This window comes from Castellaniella hirudinis, assembly GCF_042651965.1.
GTDB lineage: Bacteria > Pseudomonadota > Gammaproteobacteria > Burkholderiales > Burkholderiaceae_B > Castellaniella > Castellaniella hirudinis.
Genome location: NZ_JBHSDY010000003.1, coordinates 245,664 through 263,323 on the forward strand (window position 1 = coordinate 245,664; position 17,660 = coordinate 263,323).

The window sequence follows — 17,660 nt, forward strand, 5'->3', positions numbered from 1 at the left end:
TTTCCCCTCAATGAAATGATGAATGTGCTGCTGGCCGTGTATGGGCTCAGGAGCCGGGCTGGATCGACTTGCAGTCCGCAAACCAGCGGTCGTTGTCGCGTTTTTCTGTTTTCAAATAGCTTTGCGCGTGCTTCCAGTACGCGCGCAGATACGGCACCAGGCCCTGGACGCGCGGGTCTTCCTGGAGCATCTGTTCCTGCACGGGCACCTGTTTTTCGACTTGCTGCAGGCTATAGATCCGGCGCGCGCTCGCCATGGTGCTGGCGTAGTAGTTCCCCAGCTTCTGCAAACGCCCCTGCTGATCGTCCAGTTGCGTCTTGCGGGCCTGACAGACTTTGGCGTTGTCGTCGTCTGCGGCGTCTTGCGCGCAGTTGATCTCGTAGTTCTTCTGCAGCAGATCCACGAACAGGCCGTCGTCCTTGAGCTTGGTGCACAGAAAGGCCCCCAGGCTCAGATTCGACCGGATCGCTTCGTCCCGCGCGTTCTCGTTTTCCTGGTTGCTGGCGCGCAACTGCTGTTCCAGCGTCTGCAGTTTCTGCTTCAGGGCCTTGTCTTCGACGGTCTGGGTCAAGGCGGTCAGGTTCTTGACGGCATCGGGTTTGCCGGCATCCTTGCCGCCCTGGTCCGTTCCCAGAGCTTTCCAGCTTTTGTCGATGGCGGCGATCCGCTCGCGGGACGTCAGGGCCGGCGCCACCATGACCAGGCGCATGCCGATGGCCTTGTCGTGATATTCGCCCCGACCGTCCTTGCCGTAATAGGGGTGTTCCGCGCGGGCGGCGGTGCGGAAGTCTTTCCGGGCCGTCAGGTAGCTGTCGCCTCGGACGATGAACCCGCCCGCCTGGCCGTGCAGGCGATTGAGCTTGTTGAGCTGGAAGGGCTCGAACATCATTTCCGCCGCATTGCCCAGCATGTCATGCAGGCCGAGCGGGTTGGGCTTGCGCAGGCCGACAGGCTGCATCTTGCCGTTGGCCGATTTGTTGTCGTTGTACCATTCGTAGGCGTGCAAATCGTCCTTTTCCATCGGGTACAGGGTTTGCCGGAATTCGGCCGGCGTGACCTTCTGGCCGCCCCGCGCGGCGAATTCCCATTCGATTTCCGTGGGCAGTCGTACGAAACCCGGCGCGCCGTCTTCGTGCGGGATGTTTTTCAAGGCATGTTCTTGCAGCCACAGGTTGTAGCGGTTGCTGAGCGCGACCGCCTGGAACCAGCCGATGTCGGACTGCGCGGTGCGCAGTTCTTTGGCGGGCTTGGGGCAGCCCTTGTCCTGCGTCAGGGCCTGATATTGGAGCTGGGTGAGCTCGTATTTGGCCATCAGGTAGTAGCGCTGCCTGGCCGATTTGCCCGCCTCGGTGAAACTGCCGGCGATGAAGGCCGGACGGGACTGTTCGAGGTAGCCCCATTCCTCGTTTTCCTGGCCCACCTCGATCGGATAGTCTTTCAGCGGGTCGGCGAACGGGACGGTGATCTTGCGAAAGACCATGGACCCCTCGCACGGCATGGGCAGGATGACGTCGTCGGCCAGCGGCTTCGGGTTGTACTCCCGTTCGGGCCAGGGTTCCGCCTGGCCGGCGGCGCATAGCAAGGACAGCAGGGGCAGCAGCAATCCTGCCGCCAGGCTTGATTTAGAGTTCACGCAGGCTCTCCGCAGGTTGGACACGCAGGGCGCGGAGCGCGCCGAGCAGCGAGGCGGCCAGGGCGACCAGCCAGGTCAGGCCCAGCCCGGTCAGGATGTGTGTCGGGGTGATCCGGCAGGCAAAACCGTCCGTGGCCTGGGACTGGCCCAGCAGGGCATCGAAGGCCAGGCTGCCCAGGGCGTAGACGATCAGGCCGCACAGGAAAGCCAGCGTGGTCAGGCTCCAGGCTTGGGTCAGGACGAATCCGGCGATGGCGCGTTTCTGGAAGCCCAGCAGGCGCAGCACGGCCAGGTCTTTGCGTTTGCGATCGATGTTGGCGATGAAGGCGCCCGTCAGCGACGCCAGGCAGCCGGCCACGGCCGTCAGGGCGATCACGCTGAAGATGAGACTGAGGACCTGATTGATGGCCTTGATGTTGTTGATTTCGTGCAGCCGGCTGGTGGTTTCGATCCGCTGGGCGTTCAGCCAGGCCTCCAGCGGGGCGACGCTGTCCATGTCCCGGGCATAGAGGCGGGCCCGGGCGAATCCGATTTCCTGGGCGGGGCCGGGCTCGCCGGCATGCATGCCCAGCAAGGGTTCCTGATAGCCATCGAAGAAACGCTCCAGCGCGATCTGCAGCGGCATGGACACCAGCATCAGGGGCCGTCGGCTGAAGGCGGGGTCCAGGATGGCGGCGACGCGGACGCGCATGCCGCCCTGTTCGCGCGTGTCCTGACGCTTGCGCTGGACACGCAGTTGCAGCGTGTCCCCGGGGCGGGCCTGCAATTGGGCGGCCAGCTTGTCGCTCAGGACGATCTCGTCGTCGGCGGGGCCCGGGGCCGCATGCGGCAGCAGCGGGTCGCCGGCCGCCGTGGGCAGGATTTCGACGTCCGCCGCAAAATGGCTGCGGTCCTTGATGAGGTCGGCCACGGCGCTCAGGGAGCGCGTCTGTCCCACGGTGAAGCCGACGTCGGGGCGCTGCGCGACCGAGGCCAGCCAGCCGGGCGACAGATTGCCATTGCCCAGCATGCGGATTTCGAGATTGACCGGGTCGCGCAGCAAGGCGGCCTGCATCTGGCTGACCACCCCGTGCTTGAGTCCGAACAGCAGCAGCAGCGGAGCGATGACCGCGACCAGGGAGGCGATCAGATACAGGGAGAGTTTGTGGTCGTGGCGCAGGTCATGCCAGGCCAGACCCGTGACGAGCCGGCATCGGTTCATGGCTGTACGGATTCCAGTGCGGATGCCTGTCCGGCTGCCCGGAGGGTTTCCGGGGTGGTGTCGTGGGCGGCTTCCATGAACCGGGTCGCGGCCTGTGGCGTTTCCCCCGGCCGGGCCTGCAGCCGCCGCAGTCCGAACCGGTCCACGAGCTGCCAGTCATGGGACACGATCAGCGCGGCGATCTTCAGGCCACGGACGAGTTCCAGCATCAACTGGAACAGATCCCGGGCGCGGCCCGGGTCCAGGGCGGCCGTCGGTTCGTCGGCCAGGAGCAGGCTGGGGCCATGGGCAATCGCGCGCACAAAGGCCGCGCGCTGTCTTTCACCGATCGACAGGGCCTGCGGCTTGGCATCCAGCCGGTCCGACAGGCCCAGGGTCTCGATCGCCTGCAGTTCCTGCGGGCTGGGGTTCGGCTGGCCCGTCAGCCGTCGCGGCAGGGCGATGTTGTCCCTGACCGACAGATAAGGCAGCAGGCCGCCGCTCTGCAGCACGAAGCCCAGGTGGCGGGCGCGGATCGCCGCCAGCCGGTGTTCGTCGCGCTGCGCCAGCAGGGGCTGGATCGGACCGGCCGCACCCAACTGGTAGCGCTGGAGTTGCGTCGGGGCCAGCAGCAGGCCGATGCTTTCGAGCAGCGTGCTTTTGCCGCAGCCGCTCTCGCCGGTGATGGCGACGGCCTCTCCGGCTTCCAGGCTGAGGCGGGGCAGTTCGACCCGATAGGCGCCGGCGCCCTCGCCGCGCTGGACGTGCAAGCCCTCGATCTCCAGCAGAGGCATCAGGGCATGGCCTCCAGCGGGACGGGATAGACGTAGTCCCGCGCATCACTGCCTTCGGCCAGGGACACCCAACGGTCCACGTCCTCGTTGTAGCGCCGGTACAGCCGCAGTTTGGCGTCCAGCGTGCGGATGAATTTTTCCTGGGTCAGGGCGTCCCAGTTCTTCCAGGTGTCTTCGTCCAGGTTCAGCACGTCGCTGCGATAGGGCAGGCCTTCCAGGTATTCGTCCATGATGCCCAGGCCCTGCAGCGTGGTGCTGGTGTCCTGCTTGAGCTGGTTGGGGTCGGCCCCCATCGTGGCCGCCACCGAGCGCAGACGGGCGAACATGTCGGCGGGCGAGATCAGCCCCTCGTTGGCGGCTTGCAGGACCTGCCGCAGCACGTCACTGAGATCGCTCAGTTGCGCCTTGGTCAGCAGGATGCGCACGTCGGTCGTGGCGATGTCCTGCTTGATCAGGTCGCGGTCCGCGATCCAGGCCCGGAAGACGGGCGGCGCAGCCGCACCGGTCTTGGAACCCAGGTAGGCCAGGCGCATGGCATGCCCGATCAGGGCGCTGTCCTGCAGCATGGGGTCCTGGGGCTCGGCGGACTTGTCATCCTGGGCGTTGGAGGCGCTGCCGATGGCGTCTTCGCCGCTGTAGGCCGCCTTGACCTGGGCCGTGATGGCGGCGGCCAGGGCATCGACCTTGGCGCCGAATTCATTCACGTCGCCGGCGTTGACCGGGTAGTACAGCGTGGTGTTGGTGCCGGCGTAGGTCGACAGGTCGCGGTACTGGGCTTCGGCGCGGGCGTGGTCCTTTTTCCCGGCGTCGGATTTCAGGTGCAAGGTGTAGATGGCCACGCCCGGACGGGTGGCTTCGAGCCGCACCTGGCCGGCATCCAGTCCGGTGGACGAGAGGGCGTTGCCGCCCTCGATGGCGCTGGCGTCGGTGATCAGCACGATGTAGCGCGCCCCGAAATTGTGCCAATCGATGCTGTCGATGGCCTGCATGACACCGGCGTAGGCGTCTTCGGCATAGAGCTTGCTGGACACCGACGCCTGTTTCAGGTTGGCGACCTTGGCCAGGAAGTCCTGGCTGTCCTTGACGGTATTGGGGTCGGCGTACATCTGCGTGACGTATTGCAGGCCCGGTACGGCTTTGACGCTGGAGCGGAAGGCGACCAGGCCGAACTTGACTTGCTGGCCCAGTTGTTCGGCTTCGATCGTTTGATAGACCTTGCGCACGGCTTCCCGAGTGCGCTCGATGTAGGGGTCCATCGAAATGGTCGAGTCGATCACGAAGACGACGGCGGCCGAGAATTCCTTCATGCGGCGGGCCGTATCCGCCGGGTCGGCCTGCGCCGGCGTCGCGGCCGGCGGAGTCGCACTGACCGAGGCGACGTTCAGCAAACGCATGCGGAAACCTTCTTCCGTCATGAATTCGTCGCTGTCCAGGATGGGCAGCAGATAGAACTGTTTTTGCAGATCGATAAAGGTCTCGGGTTCCTGCGCCAGGACCTTGTCCGTGGACTGCTGGTTCTTGAGCTTGCTGCGCAAGGGGGCGACCTCGACCACCGGGTCAGGCGCGTCCAGCACGTGTTCCAGCGTGTCCCGGTCCTTGAAGAACAGCAGGCGGTCGCGATTGGCGGGGTTGGTGAAGGCCAGGGTCAACTGCATTTTCCAGTCGACCGTGCAGTCCGCTTTCACCCAGCCCGCGGTCTTGCCGAAGGTGTCCGGCCCGACCCGCAGCCAGTCTTGCTGCTGCGCCTGCTGTCGTTCATAGACGTAGAACCGGCTGAAGGCCGGCTGGGCCGCGCCCTGGGCCGTGCCGGGCGCCTGGACGAGCTGGCAGCCCGGCGTGGTCAGCACGCGTTGATAGAGGGATTTCTTGCCCTCTTGCAACAAGGGCTTGTCGGCGGCCTGGGCCAGGCCGCAGCAGAGCCCCAGGGCCAGCATCAGCCCGGCGCGGGCCGTCCATGCGCGTTTCATTTCGGCAACTCCTGCAGGCGCTCCTTGGCCAGTGCGTTATCTGGGTCCTTGTCCAGCACCGCCTCGTACCAGTAGACGGCGATGGCGGGGTCGGCTTCCTTGAAGCAGGCATTGGCCTGGTGGAATTTCGGATCGTATTCGCGGGCGTAAGCCAGGGCGATGCGGCTGTCGCCGGCCTGGCCGCGATTGGCATACAGGCGTTGGGCCACGCCGCAATAGCCGGCCGCCTTGGCTTGCGCAATGGTTTCCAGCAAGGCGTCGGTGCCGGTGTTCGAGGTGGCGCAGGCCTTGACAAAAGCCAGCTCGTTTTGCGCCTGGAAGCCGGTCAGATCGCAGGGGGCGGCCGGCGCTGCGGCCGCCGGGCCGGCGGCCGGTTCCGCCGCGGGCTCCGCCGCCGGTTCCGTGACCGGAGCCGGATCGGCCGGCGCCGGGCTGCGCTGGGACCACCACCAGTACGCGCCTGCGGCAATCAGGGCCAGCAGGATGAGCAGCACGATCAGGATCAGCGGGCTGCGCGGCTTGGCGGGCGGTGTGACGGGGGTCTCCGGGATGGGCACGGGTTCCGGAGCGGGTTCCGGTTCCGGCGCAGGCGGCGGCTCGGGGGCGACGGGCGCCGGCGGCGCCTGCAGACGGCCGAAGGCATAGGGGGACACGGTTTCGCCGCTGGCCGACGAGCCCAGCAGCGTGCGGGCGCAGCGCAGGACGGAGGCTTCTTTGTGGCCGTCGGCGTCCTGCATCTGGATCATGAAGGTGGCATTGTTGACGGCCAGCAAGGGATCCACGACCTGGGGACCCACGGCGACGGACTGTTGGTCCCCGTGCGTCTCCAGTCGGTCGATGATGAACCCGTAGGGCGGCGAGTTCCAGGAGCCGTCGGCCTGCAGGTAATACTGATCCTGGTTGCGCTGGATGGTGAGCTGCAGGTTCGTGTCCGCGCCGCCCCATTTGCGGATGCTGAGCAGGGCTTCTCCCGGCAGGTTGCGTTCGGTCGGGTCCAGGTTAAGCAGCATGCGAGACTCCTGCGGCGGGGAAGGTGCCGATGACCTGGATCAGGGCGGTGTTTTGCACCACGCTGATCTCGCTGCCGGCGCTGTGCCCCGCGTTTTCGATGATGGCGGCATACAGTGCGGACAACCAGCGCTGCGCGAAGGCGAGCGCCTGGTCCAGTGCCTGCGGCGGCAGGCTGGGCAAGTGTCCGGACGGGATTTCGGGGACGGGGGTGAAGGCTTTTTGGCCTTGCGCCCACAGGTTTTCCGGCTGGCGGTCTTCCGGCAGGCTGGCGCTGCCCAGGTCGGCCAGGAAGTCGCCCAGCAGCAGGCTGGCGGCCAGGGCGCGGCGGGCCGCCAGTTGATCGCGTCGCGTGCCGCTTTGGGCGCGTTGCAGAAAGACGGTTTTCAGCGTGTCTTCCAGGTGCAGGCGGCTGGCTGCGGTGATGATCTCGTCGACCAGATCGTCGACCAGAGTCTTGGGCAAGCCCAGCAGATGCAGTTGGACGCTGCGTTGCGGGAATTGGCGCAGATGGCTGATCCAGGACTTGAAGACCAGGCGCGCGTATTGGTGATCCAGGCTTTGGCGTTCCACCGCTTGGGCGGGCGCTGCCGTCGCGGACGCGGCGAAGGGCGAGGCCAGCCCTGCCGGTTTGGCTGCAAACGGCGAAGACAGCCCGGCCGCCGGGGCGGCAAACGGGCTGCTCAGGCCCGGGCTGCCGCCGGCGGGCTGCCCAGCTGCGGCGCTTGAAGTGTCGGCGCCGTCTTCCTGCTCGGACGCGGTGTCGTCCTCCGTGGCGCCGTTCAGATAGATTTCGCGCAGGGCTTGCTGGTCGGGCTGCAGGGCATGCAGAAGCTCGGACAGGACCGGAGTCTTCGGTGCGAGCTCGGTCACCAGGGCTTCCGCCTTCAGGCGTTTCTGGTCGCCGGCGCCGGCGCCGCCCTGGTGCAGCCAGGAGCCCAGCTTTTTGGTGACCAGTTCATCCAGCACGCTGTGCAGTTGTTCTTCGAGCCGTTCCAGCTTGAAATCCAGCGGCGCGATTTTTTCCAGGTGATCGCCCAGGCGGCTCAGGCCGCCGTCGTTCAGGGCCATCAAGGCGTTCCAGGTGTCGACGGGCGCACCGATGTGGCGCTGGATGGCGGCATTGTCCCGGTAGGCGGCCGCCGCGGTGTCCAGGCGGTCTTCGAACCCGGTCCGGATGCCGGTTTCGCGGTGGTTCGCGTCTTCTTCCAGGAAGGACGCTTCCATGCCCGGTTTGCGCAGCAGGAAGGTATTGTTGAACGGCGTGTCCGGCGTCCACTGATGCAGCCAGTCGAACTGCTTGAAGCGCTCGGTCATGCACATCTGGATCAGGCCGCTCCAGCTTTCGGGCAGCGCATTGGCGGGCAGCTTGACCACGTCTTCCAGGCGGCGGTCCATCATCGTGATCGCCCACATCAGGCCGGGTACGCGCCGGCTGCGCTCTGCGGCATCCAGGCCCTGCGTTTTTTCGATCCAGCGCGTCAGCACCGGGCCGACGTCGTTGACGTCGCTTTGCTTGATGCCGCTGGTGCACAGGACCAGACCGTTCATTTCCTGGTCGTCGGTATAGCGTTCGAACAGGTAGGAGACTTTGCTGCGCAGGATCAACTGGGAAATCGGATTGCTGCCGTCCTGGCCGGCCGCGGCCATGTCCGTGATCTTCAGCCGGCCGCGATAGCCCGGGAAGTCCAGCAGATCGACGGCCTGGGCGGCTGCCCGGGCCGGGGCCTGGATCAGCGGAAAGGTCAGTTCGGCGGTCAGGGCGGTCAATTGGGCCGTCGAGATCGAGACGGGGTTGCCCAGCGTGGCCTCGCCGGAGGCCGACAGCGCCACAGGGCGGACCTGCATGGGGGTGTCGCGCGCGGTCCCCAGGCGTTCCAGGGTGTCGACGTTCATGATGCTGCCGTCCTGGCGATACCCGCCCTGTCCGTCCGGCTGGACCAGCGCCGACAGCGGTGCGTAGGCGCGTTCGGCATGGCCCAGCGCATTCAGGGCCTGGGCCAGGGCCCGGTACGCCTGGGTCAGCGCATCCTGTTCCCCCCAGAGGATGGAAAACAGGGCGGCGCGCTCGTCGCTGTTCAGGACGGGGGCCAGGCGCATGACTTGAGGCCAGTAACTGGTCTCCAGCGCAGCCACCTGATTACGGTAGTTGTTGCGGACGTAGTCGTAGAGTTCGACGACGTTGTCGGCGTCCACGCCATTGCTGGAGGCGGGCGCCTGGGCGTCCCTGCCTTCGAAGCGGGCCAGCAGGGTACGGATCCGGTCTTCGTCGAGGCGGTAGTCGACCCGGGTCTGGTCGAAATCGTTGAAATAGGTGTTGGTGAACAGCTTCGCCAGCTCGATTTCACGGAACAGTTGCAGCTCGATCGGGAAGTCGGCCGGACCCGCCTGGGCGGTCGGGCTGAAGCGCGTCACCAGGCCGGTGGCTTCCTTGCCGCCGCCGGGCGGGTTGACGTGGGCGATGAAGTCGATTTCCTGCCCGCCGTAGTTGGTGATCAACTGGCCGTCGACGCCGGCCGCCAGGGCCGAGATCAGATAGGACTTGCCGGCCTGCGACAGGCCGAAGAAACCCACGGTCATGGGGCGGGTGGCCACGCGCTGCAGGGTGCGTGCCTGGTTGCGTGCCTGGCGCAGGCGCAGGTTCAGGCTGTCGGCCTCGCTGTCCAGGCGCGGGGTGCTCTTGCTGCGGGTGTTCGCGATCCAGCCCAGCGCCTGGCCGGCGCCTTCGTAGACGGCCGTCCATTGATCACGAATCTGGTGTTGTCGGTCTGTCACTTGTTTCATGTCCGTTTGACGCTCCCGCTATCCAGCCAATACTTGCTGTCGCCCAGTCCGGCGCCCAGCATGGTGTTCAATTCCAGCGTGATGAGCCGCTTCATGTCCTCGCCGTCCTGGGAGGTGGCGCTGGCGATCTCCAGGCGATCGCTGATCAGCCCGGCGGCCGCCTGTTTTTTCGCCTGCGGCCTGGCCTTGAGCGTCACGCGCAGCACCAGAGATTGGTGCGAATCGGCGTACGCCTTGCGGCCCCTGTCCGTGTATTGCAGGTTGTAGAGCGGCGCGGCAGCCCAGCGCTGCAGCGCCAGTTGACGGAACCCCAGGCGGATGTCGCCGCGCATTTCGATGGCGGGGCCGCTCTCGGAGTCTTCCGGCAACTGGATGCAGTTGCTCTCGGCGTCCACCGGAATGTCGGTGTAGGCCAGGTCGGCATCCTTGATGATGTTGTTGCTGTCGATGATGCCCAGATGCCGCAGGGTCGAGTAGGGCCGCAGCTCGGCCGTCTGAAAATAGAAGTTCGGCAGGCGCGAGTTTTCGCACAGCCAGCACAGCATGGCCCCCACGGATGCGGTGGCCTTCGGGTCCTGGATCCGGCCATTGACGTGGAACGGGAACCAGCTGCCGCTGCGATAGTGGCGCATCGGCAGAATGCGGCTGGGGGGCAGCGGCAGCAGTTTGCGCACGAACAGCGGAACACCCGGCAGGTTCGAGGGGCGGCCCGTCAGCAGCAGGATGTCGCAGCGGTAGGCATGCACCACCTCGCACAGGGCCGTCAGGGTCTTGCACAGGTTGAAGGTCTCGCTGAAGAAGGCCGCATGCACCGCGCCGAGGTCCATGGACAGCGGGACCTCGTTCAGTTCGAAGGCCCCTGCGCGGCCGCAGGCCCGCGAGACTTCGGTGTTGACGAAATCCCGCACGGACGTGCTGATGGCCTGGTCGCCGAGCCATTCCCGATAGCTCAGTGTCTGGGCCGGGGGCGGCATTTCAGGGTCGTAGTGCTCGTAGTCTTTCAGCAGGCGCAGGGCCAGGGGCGTGAAGACTTGCAGGTTCAACTGCTGCCGCAGCACACCGTCCTGCACGCTGATGCTGTCGCTGCCGCAGAGCTTGGAAAGCAGCGGTTCCGGTTCTGCGATGCCGGCCTGGCGCAGCGCCTGTTCCAGGTTGGGCAGGATGAACATCTGGATGGCATCCAGCAGGATGTCGTCGCCGGCGACCTTGAACCCATCCCGGAAACGCTGTTCGGGGACGATGAAGACGTTGCTGCCGGATCCTTGGCCGCCGTTCAGGCTGTAGTCGGTGATGACGAGGTCGGTCGTGCCGCCGCCGATGTCGATGGTGCCGATCGTGATACGGTCGCGCCGGGGTTTGTCGGCCTGCGCCAGGTCGGCGAAGAATTCTTCGGGGTGGCCGGCGTAGTTTTCGCAGATCTCGGTATACAGATAGACCAGTTGCCCGCAGGACGCCTCATCCCATTTGATGACGATGTCCGGGACTTTGATGTCGTCCTCGGTCTGGGTGTCTTCGGGCGCCTGTTCGCCGTCGATCCAGCCCAGCGAGGCCCAGACCAGATTGCGGGCCTGTTCGACGCGGTTCTGGAACAGGCTGCGTTCCGCTTGCGGCATGCCCGGCGGAACGGTGAGGATGATCTTGCGCAGGTTGCGCGGGGTGCGGGCGTGCCCCTGGCGCGACCGTTGTCCCGGGCTGTTGATCTGCGACAGCGCCTGGGTCAGGACCTCGGCCAGCATGAAGGTCATGAGCGAGCTGCGCGAGTATTTCGGCGAGAACACCGGCATGCGCTCGTCTTCATCCAGGGTATAGAGGGCGTCTCCCAGGTCGTTGATCAGGGTCGAGAACGGGGCGGCCGTGGCCAGCGGTTCGTTTTCCGAAGCGACATAGGCGGTGTTGAAGCGCCAGCCGTGGTCATAGGCCTTTTCGTCCCATAGATAGCGTTTCGGGCTGGACAGTCCGGTGGACCCTTCGGTGCCCAGGCGTCGGGCCGCCAATCGGGCGGCCTCGCCGCCCACGCGTGCAATGGTGGGCCATTGGAAGGCGTCATGCCGGCCGCTTTTGACGGACAGGTGATCCTTGCCGAACGAGGCCTGGGCGAATTCCACGCAGCTTTGGAAGGCCTCGCTGTAGACCTGATCGGCGCTGCCCAGGTCACGCAGTTGCAGCACGTAATTCTGTTTCAGGCCGGAACCGGATTGGGCGTGATCCTCGATCAGGATGCCGCAGGTGCGGGAATTGCCCACGTCCAGGATCAGGTCCACGGGGATGGGTTTGCTGCCGTAGCTGCCCTTCTTGTCCACGACCTTGATGTCGGGAATGGCAACCTTGGGTTCGACTTCGCTTTCACGGGACACCGCCGTGCAGCTCATCAAGCTGAGGAAATTCAGATAGTGGGCCAGATGCCGGAGCGCCTTGAGGTCGGCCTCGATCTCGTCCATCGGCTTGCGGCCGATGCGTTCACGGTAGGTTTCCTGCAGCCATTCCGAGACCCAGTCCTGGGACAGGAACCAACTGATCTCCTGGCAGGTGAAGGCGATGCGGAACAGCGAGCCGGAACGCAGGTCTTCTTCGTTGGGCGCCAGATAGGCTGCGCCTTTGGCGGCCGGCATCAGCCGTGTGTCGAAGGCCAGCGTCAGGCGGTGCGTGTTGCCCAGAATGTCGGGTTCGGCCAGCGTCACCAGACGGGCGCGCGCCCAGTTGCAAGGGCCTTCCTCGAAACGGGCCGGATGCGTGAAGCGAAAGAACGGCAGCGGCAGCCAGAGGCCTTCGAGCAGCGCCAGGCTGCTTTTCATCGAGGTGTCCAGATCGTCCAGCGGCTTGGCTCGCTGGACCTCGCCGGGGACGGGCTCGTAGAAGTGGTAGTCCCGGTCCTCATTATGAAAGAGCCGGGTCAGCGTCTTGTCGGACAGGCGGGCAAACTGCCCGGAGGGTTCCTTGCGGATATCCAGGAGCAGGGCGAAATCCATGAATTGCAGGCCGGTATCGGCCACCAGGCTGATTTCGTTTTCGTAGCGCGGAATCTCGGGATACATGTCGAACCTACTGTGAGTGGGGGCGGGGGCCTCAGCCGCCCGCCTGGCGCATGCTCAGCGGGAAGCGCATGTCGCGGTAGTGACCGGCGCAATTCGCCGAGGTCGTTGCGCCAGGTTTGCACTGGATCTGGGGTAATTCGTACTGGCCGCCGTCCGAACACTGCGCCTGGCCGTTCGGGGTGATTTGCAGCGCCCCCCCTTCCATGGCGGCGGACACCGGCCCCTGGCAGGTGGCGTTGCCGCGCGTGACCGTGACCTGGCCTTTGCCGTCCTTGAATTGATATTCCAGCCGCAGCGGCTTGCCGGTTTGCGCGTCCTGGATGCCGGCGCCTGCGCGCCATTGGCCATTCAGAAAGTCAGCGGGCCCGTTGGCCAGGTTCGGCGGCAGGTTCAGGGCGCCGGGCTGATCCGGAGCGGGCGGGGGCACGTCGGGGTCGAGCTGGGGCGGGGTGGAGGAGGCCGCGTCGGCGTCCTGGGACGGCGCGTCTGCCGGATCTGCCTCGGGAGGAGGGATGGGGACCGGCGGCTCGGAGTCCGGCAGCGCGGGGGCCGAGTCTGCGTCTGCCGAGCCTGCGTCCGGCAGGACGGGCGCGGTGTCCGGTTCCGTGACCGGCACGGCGGGCGCGGCCGCATCTACGGAGGGAACGAGGACGGTGCCGTCCGCGACATTCAGGCCCGTGCCCGGTGCGGGCGCCGTGCCGGAGAGGGCCGGCCCCGTGCCCTGGGGCGGCGCTACATCCACTGCAGGGACCTGCGGGGTGCGCAGGTCGGGCGTCGAGGCCGTGAACGGTAGCCAGGCTGGCAGTCCGGGGGACGAGCAGCCGCGCAGCCCGAACAGCAGCAGGAGCAGCAAGGGAAGCAACAGCAGCAGCCACCACCAGCGTTTCCACCACGGCAGTGTGGCGGCGGCGACTGTCGGCGCGATTGTCGGAGCCGGGAGGGGACTGGCAGGGATGGGGGCCGGCGGCGGCGAGTAGAGGCAGAGCAGCGGATTGCGCATGCGGTCCGCGCCGGCGTGATCAAAGCCCCAGAACGTGACGACGGGCGTCCCATCGACCAAGTAAACGTATGATTCGTCCGGGAAATGAGGCACCCGGCCGAGCAGCTTGGCGAACAGCGCCGTGTCGCTGTTCGGCGTATCGGCGTGCGCATTCAGCAGCCGGGTGCTGAGGGCTTGCAGCCCGGCTTTCCAGGTCTCCATCTGGGCGCGTGCCGGAATGCGTTCGTCTTCTGTGGAGGAGGACCAGGGGATGACGGGCCCCGATTTGGGCGCATACCAATCGATGCTGTCGCCCGCCTGATTGATCTGCGGGATGGCGAGATGTCCGACCAGTTCCGGCCCCTGGCGGCGGACGGCTTCGCGCAGTTGCTGAGCCATACGATGCACGGCCGTGCCGGCTTCGCCGAGAGCGTCGTAGTCTTCGATTTTGCCGCTACGAAGGAGTGCTCCCCGCATGTAGGCCCCTGTGATGTAAGTATTATTGACAGATCAGAAAATGGCCTAATGCTAACATTTTGAAGAGGATGAATCAGTCGGGAAAAACACCCCTTTATCCAGCCTCAAGGCCGGGCGCGGCTGTCGCGCAAGTCCGCGCAGATCGTCTCGGCCGCATCGACCAGGCGCGGGCCCGGGCGGTGCAACTGGTCGGCGTCGATCGCGTAGATGCGGTCTGCGTGGGCGGCCGCCAGGCCGTGTTGCGCCCACCACGCCTGTCGGGCGGCCAGAGTGTCGCGGCCGTAGGGCGACAGGATCAGCACGTGGGGGTTCAGGTGCAGCACCGACTCCACACTGACCTGCGGCGCGGGGATCGCGCTGTCGGCATAGGGATTGATGCCGCCGCAGCGTGCCAGCAGATCGTTGGTCAGGGGATCCCGGCCCAGCGTGTACAGCGGATCCGCGCTGATTTCGATGAAGACGGTTTGTGGCGGGGGCGGCGCCGGTCGCAGGGCGCGGATGCGGCGCTCCAGGTCGCGCGCCGTGTCTTCGGCGGCGCGCTGCGTGCCCAGGCGTGCGCCCAGGTCGCGAATCAGGTCGGGGATGTCGTCCAGTGATTTCGGGTCGGTATAGATCAGGGGCACGCCCAGCGGGGCCAGGCGTTGCGCCAGAGATCGTGTGCCGTCGGACGGCTGCCATCCGATCACCAGGGTCGGGCGCAGGGTCAGGATGAGTTCTTCGCTGAACTGGATGCCGTCGCCGACGCGCGGGATGTCGCGCGCTTCGGGCGGATAGTCGCTGCGCAGGATCGTGCCGACGATGTCGGCGCCGGCCCCGGCGGCGTAAACCAGTTCGGTGGCGTTGGGCGCCAGGGTGATGACGCGGGGCGGGGACGCCCAGGCGGCCCCCGCCAGACACAGGCAGACAGCGGCGGCCAGACGCGGCAGGCGTCGCCGCCATGCGCCCAAGCCGACCGCCGTCCGCTGCTGCATGTTTACATCCGCCAGGAGAGGTTCACGAACACATTGGAACCCGGCGTGTTGTAGCCGTCCACCAGCACGTAGTCCTTGTTCAGGATGTTGTTCCAGCGCACCTGTACGCCCAGGGACTTGTTGAAGTCATAGGCGGCGGTCAGGTTGACCAGGGAGAAGCCGCCAAGGCGGTTGGTGTTGGCGGCGTCTTCGTAGCGATTTCCCGTGTACTGGTATTCCGCGCCCAGTTTGAGCGCCTGGATGCGGTGTTCGACACCCAGGTGGAAGACTTGGCGGGCGCGGCGGGGCAGGGTGGAGCCTTCTGCTGGGGTAAATCCCTTGGCCTGTTGAGGGTCGTCGTTGCGCGGGTCCAGGAAATCTGCACTCGCACGCAATGTCGTATTTTCGATCTTATGCTCGGCTGTCAGGGTGATCCCGCGGATGGTCGCTGCATTCAGATTGCGCATCGTGTCTTCGGTAAAGAAGGGGATGGGTTCCGTGGAATCATAGATGATCAGGTTCTTGATCTTGTTTTGATAGATCGTGGCCCGCAAGAGCGTGTCAGCCGTTTGGTATTGGACATGCGCTTCGACGTTCTTGGATTTTTCCGGCTTCAGGTTCGGATTGCCCGAATAGGAACCGGTGGGAAAGCCGCCCCATGTGTACAGTTCGAAGGGCCAGTACAGATCGTTGAAGGTCGGGGCATGAAAGCCCGTGTTGCCTGCGATCCCGATCTGCCAGGTATCGGTCAGGTCAAAATCCAGACCCAGACTGCCAGTCGTCTGATTGCCGTAGCCCGAAATATTGTCGTTGCGTACGCTGGCCTGGGTGTGCAGGCGGTCGATGCGGCCTTTGTAGATCAGGGCTGCGGCATTGGTATTGCGCGCCTCCTGGTCATATCGGGTCGTCGAGCTCTGGACGCGTTCTTCCTGGCGCTCCAACAGAACCGAAATTCTGTGATCGGCGTGTGGCTTGAAGGTGTTGATCCAGCTGTAGTGGCGCTTGAGCGAACTGAACACGCTGGAGGAGTCGCTGCGATTGTCGTTGCTGTCCTTGGTAAAACCAAAGCGCAGGTCGCTTTCCCACCAGTCGGTGATGCGATCGGTGCTGCTCAGGCCGTAGGCCTGTTGCCGGGAGATCGCATAGGTATTCGGATAGGGTACGAACTGGTTGTCATAGTCGCCATCCATATATCCGTTATAGGCGGTCAGGCCGATGCGGTGGCCTTCAGCCCAGCGATAGCCGAGTGTGCCGGAAACGGCATGACTGCGATAGCCGTCCTTGTCCGGGTAATAGCCCGCGATGGGGCTGTTGTTGGCTTTGCGCCGACGCAGGGCATCAAACCCTTTGCTGGTCGCCGCGCTTGTCGAAAAGCTGTAATCCCAGCCATCGCTGGCACCGGACAGGCCCAGGCTGGACTTGGCTGTTTCATAGGTGCCGTAGCCGACGTTGGCCCAGGCCGACAGGGGACGATCCTGTTCGCCTTTTTTCGTGATGATATTGACCACGCCGCCGATGGCGTCCGAACCATACAGGCTGCTGGCCGCGCCGCGCAGGATCTCGACGCGTTCGACCATGGCGGGGTCGATGGCGGGAAATTGTGCGCCTCCGTCGGTGGATCCATTGATCCGCATGCCGTCGATCAATACCAGCGTGTGGGCGGAATTCGTGCCGCGGGTGAACAGGCTGGTCACAGTCTGCGGCCCGCCGTTGGTCGCAAATTGCACTCCCGGCGCCCGCCCGATGATCTCAGCCATGCTGTCGCCGCGCGCTTCGGACAGTTGCTTCGGCCCGATGACGGTGACGTCGCCGATGGCGTCGGCCAAGGGTTCGGCACTGCGGCTGGGGGTGACGACGATGTCCTTCAGCACCGGGACGGCGGCGGCGCCGGAGGCGGAGGTTTGGGCCGTGACGGCCAGGGGGAACAGACAACAGGCGGCCGCAAGGCTGCGCCGGGAGAACGGGATCGACATGATAGGCCCTGTATGGCGTGCGTCCCCGCACGCCGGTATGGAAAAACGCCCGAGGGCCGTGATCCGCCGGTGAGTATGGGGATGAGGACGGCCGCGTCGGGCGGGTCAGGTGTCGAAGCAGGCCAGTATCGGGCTGGCGGGCACCGGCCTGGAGGCCGTGCGCGCGCACCGTTGCGGGGGCAGCACATCCGGGTTCAGCAGCGGGCGATAAGCCCTGGCGAACCCTTTGTTTCCTGTTTGAATGCCTCGCGCCGGGTCGGCGGGAGGCATACCTGTTTCGCGGCGCATTTTATCATGGCCGCCTTGCGGTGATTAATGCAGATGGCGGATCAGGGCAATGCCAGTGACGGTCAGCAGGGCGCGTTCGACGGCCTTGATCGTGGGGGTGTCTAGTTGCTCGAAAACTGAGCCAACCCGCATTTTGGGCAGGGTGGAGATTTTGTCCACCATGATCTGAGACTGGGTGAGCAGTCTATTCGTGTCGTTGGGTTCGACCGTGATTCTGAAGTCGGCCTGACGGATCTTGCTGGTGATGGGGCAGACGATGATGCTGTCGAGTTCAGCCAGCAGGTCGGATTGAATGACCAGAGCAGGTCGGGGTTTGCCATAGGCGCCGGGCAAAGAAACCGCGACAAGGCTGCCGCGCCGCATCAGCGCCAGCCTTTGATATCGTGCGCTGCTGCTTCGGTCCAGGCCAGAACGTCTTGCTCTGCAGGGTCATTCTGAAGTGCGCTGCATTGCGCCTTGAGCCGTTGAACATCGTCTGCGTTGCGGCGATCAGATGCCTGCCGACGCTGCGCATCGTTGGACGCTGGAGATGCGGGCTGCCGTGTCGAATGAGAACGTACGTGTGCCATGGGGCCCCCGCTGTGTGGATCATGGT

The 17,660-nt window shown here is 65.4% G+C and carries 12 protein-coding genes; all 12 read right to left on the reverse strand.

Going from position 1 to position 17,660, the window contains the following annotated elements; genetic code table 11:
* Positions 1–46: 46 nt before the first annotated feature.
* The gene (locus ACFO0J_RS06350; RefSeq protein WP_376812211.1) at positions 47–1,633 is read right to left on the reverse strand and encodes a formylglycine-generating enzyme family protein; all 1,587 of its coding nucleotides are present in this window, start codon (positions 1,631–1,633) and stop codon (positions 47–49) included.
* Positions 1,623–2,834, reverse strand: coding sequence for an ABC transporter permease (locus ACFO0J_RS06355; RefSeq protein WP_376812212.1), 1,212 nt, complete (start codon positions 2,832–2,834; stop codon positions 1,623–1,625). Before ACFO0J_RS06355 ends, ACFO0J_RS06350 begins: the two co-directional genes overlap by 11 nt.
* Entirely contained in the window at positions 2,831–3,607 is a 777-nt protein-coding gene (locus ACFO0J_RS06360; RefSeq protein ID WP_376812213.1) for an ABC transporter ATP-binding protein, read from the reverse strand. The genes ACFO0J_RS06355 and ACFO0J_RS06360 overlap by 4 nt, the downstream gene beginning before the upstream one ends.
* Positions 3,607–5,574: a vWA domain-containing protein gene (locus ACFO0J_RS06365; RefSeq protein WP_376812214.1), complete on the reverse strand. Its 1,968-nt coding sequence runs from the start codon at positions 5,572–5,574 to the stop codon at positions 3,607–3,609. The genes ACFO0J_RS06360 and ACFO0J_RS06365 overlap by 1 nt, the downstream gene beginning before the upstream one ends.
* On the reverse strand, positions 5,571–6,584 hold the full coding sequence (locus ACFO0J_RS06370; RefSeq protein WP_376812215.1) for a hypothetical protein: 1,014 nt from the start codon (positions 6,582–6,584) through the stop codon (positions 5,571–5,573). Before ACFO0J_RS06370 ends, ACFO0J_RS06365 begins: the two co-directional genes overlap by 4 nt.
* Positions 6,574–9,366, reverse strand: coding sequence for a virulence factor SrfC family protein (locus ACFO0J_RS06375; RefSeq protein WP_376812216.1), 2,793 nt, complete (start codon positions 9,364–9,366; stop codon positions 6,574–6,576). The genes ACFO0J_RS06370 and ACFO0J_RS06375 overlap by 11 nt, the downstream gene beginning before the upstream one ends.
* A complete protein-coding gene (locus tag ACFO0J_RS06380) occupies positions 9,363–12,398 on the reverse strand; it encodes a virulence factor SrfB (protein WP_376812217.1) in 3,036 nt (1,011 codons plus the stop codon). Before ACFO0J_RS06380 ends, ACFO0J_RS06375 begins: the two co-directional genes overlap by 4 nt.
* A 31-nt stretch (positions 12,399–12,429) precedes the next feature.
* Entirely contained in the window at positions 12,430–13,854 is a 1,425-nt protein-coding gene (locus ACFO0J_RS06385) for an SrfA family protein (protein WP_376812218.1), read from the reverse strand.
* A gap of 104 nt (positions 13,855–13,958) precedes the next feature.
* Positions 13,959–14,825, reverse strand: a complete 867-nt coding sequence (locus ACFO0J_RS06390) for a cobalamin-binding protein (protein WP_376812219.1) — start codon at positions 14,823–14,825, stop codon at positions 13,959–13,961.
* A gap of 2 nt (positions 14,826–14,827) precedes the next feature.
* Positions 14,828–16,777, reverse strand: a complete 1,950-nt coding sequence (locus ACFO0J_RS06395) for a TonB-dependent receptor domain-containing protein (RefSeq protein ID WP_376812220.1) — start codon at positions 16,775–16,777, stop codon at positions 14,828–14,830.
* A gap of 312 nt (positions 16,778–17,089) precedes the next feature.
* Positions 17,090–17,428 (reverse strand): type II toxin-antitoxin system PemK/MazF family toxin, encoded by a 339-nt coding sequence (locus tag ACFO0J_RS06400; protein WP_376812221.1) that lies wholly within the window; start codon positions 17,426–17,428, stop codon positions 17,090–17,092.
* On the reverse strand, positions 17,428–17,634 hold the full coding sequence (locus ACFO0J_RS06405) for an antitoxin MazE-like protein (RefSeq protein WP_376812222.1): 207 nt from the start codon (positions 17,632–17,634) through the stop codon (positions 17,428–17,430). The genes ACFO0J_RS06400 and ACFO0J_RS06405 overlap by 1 nt, the downstream gene beginning before the upstream one ends.
* Between the last annotated feature and the right edge of the window lie 26 nt (positions 17,635–17,660).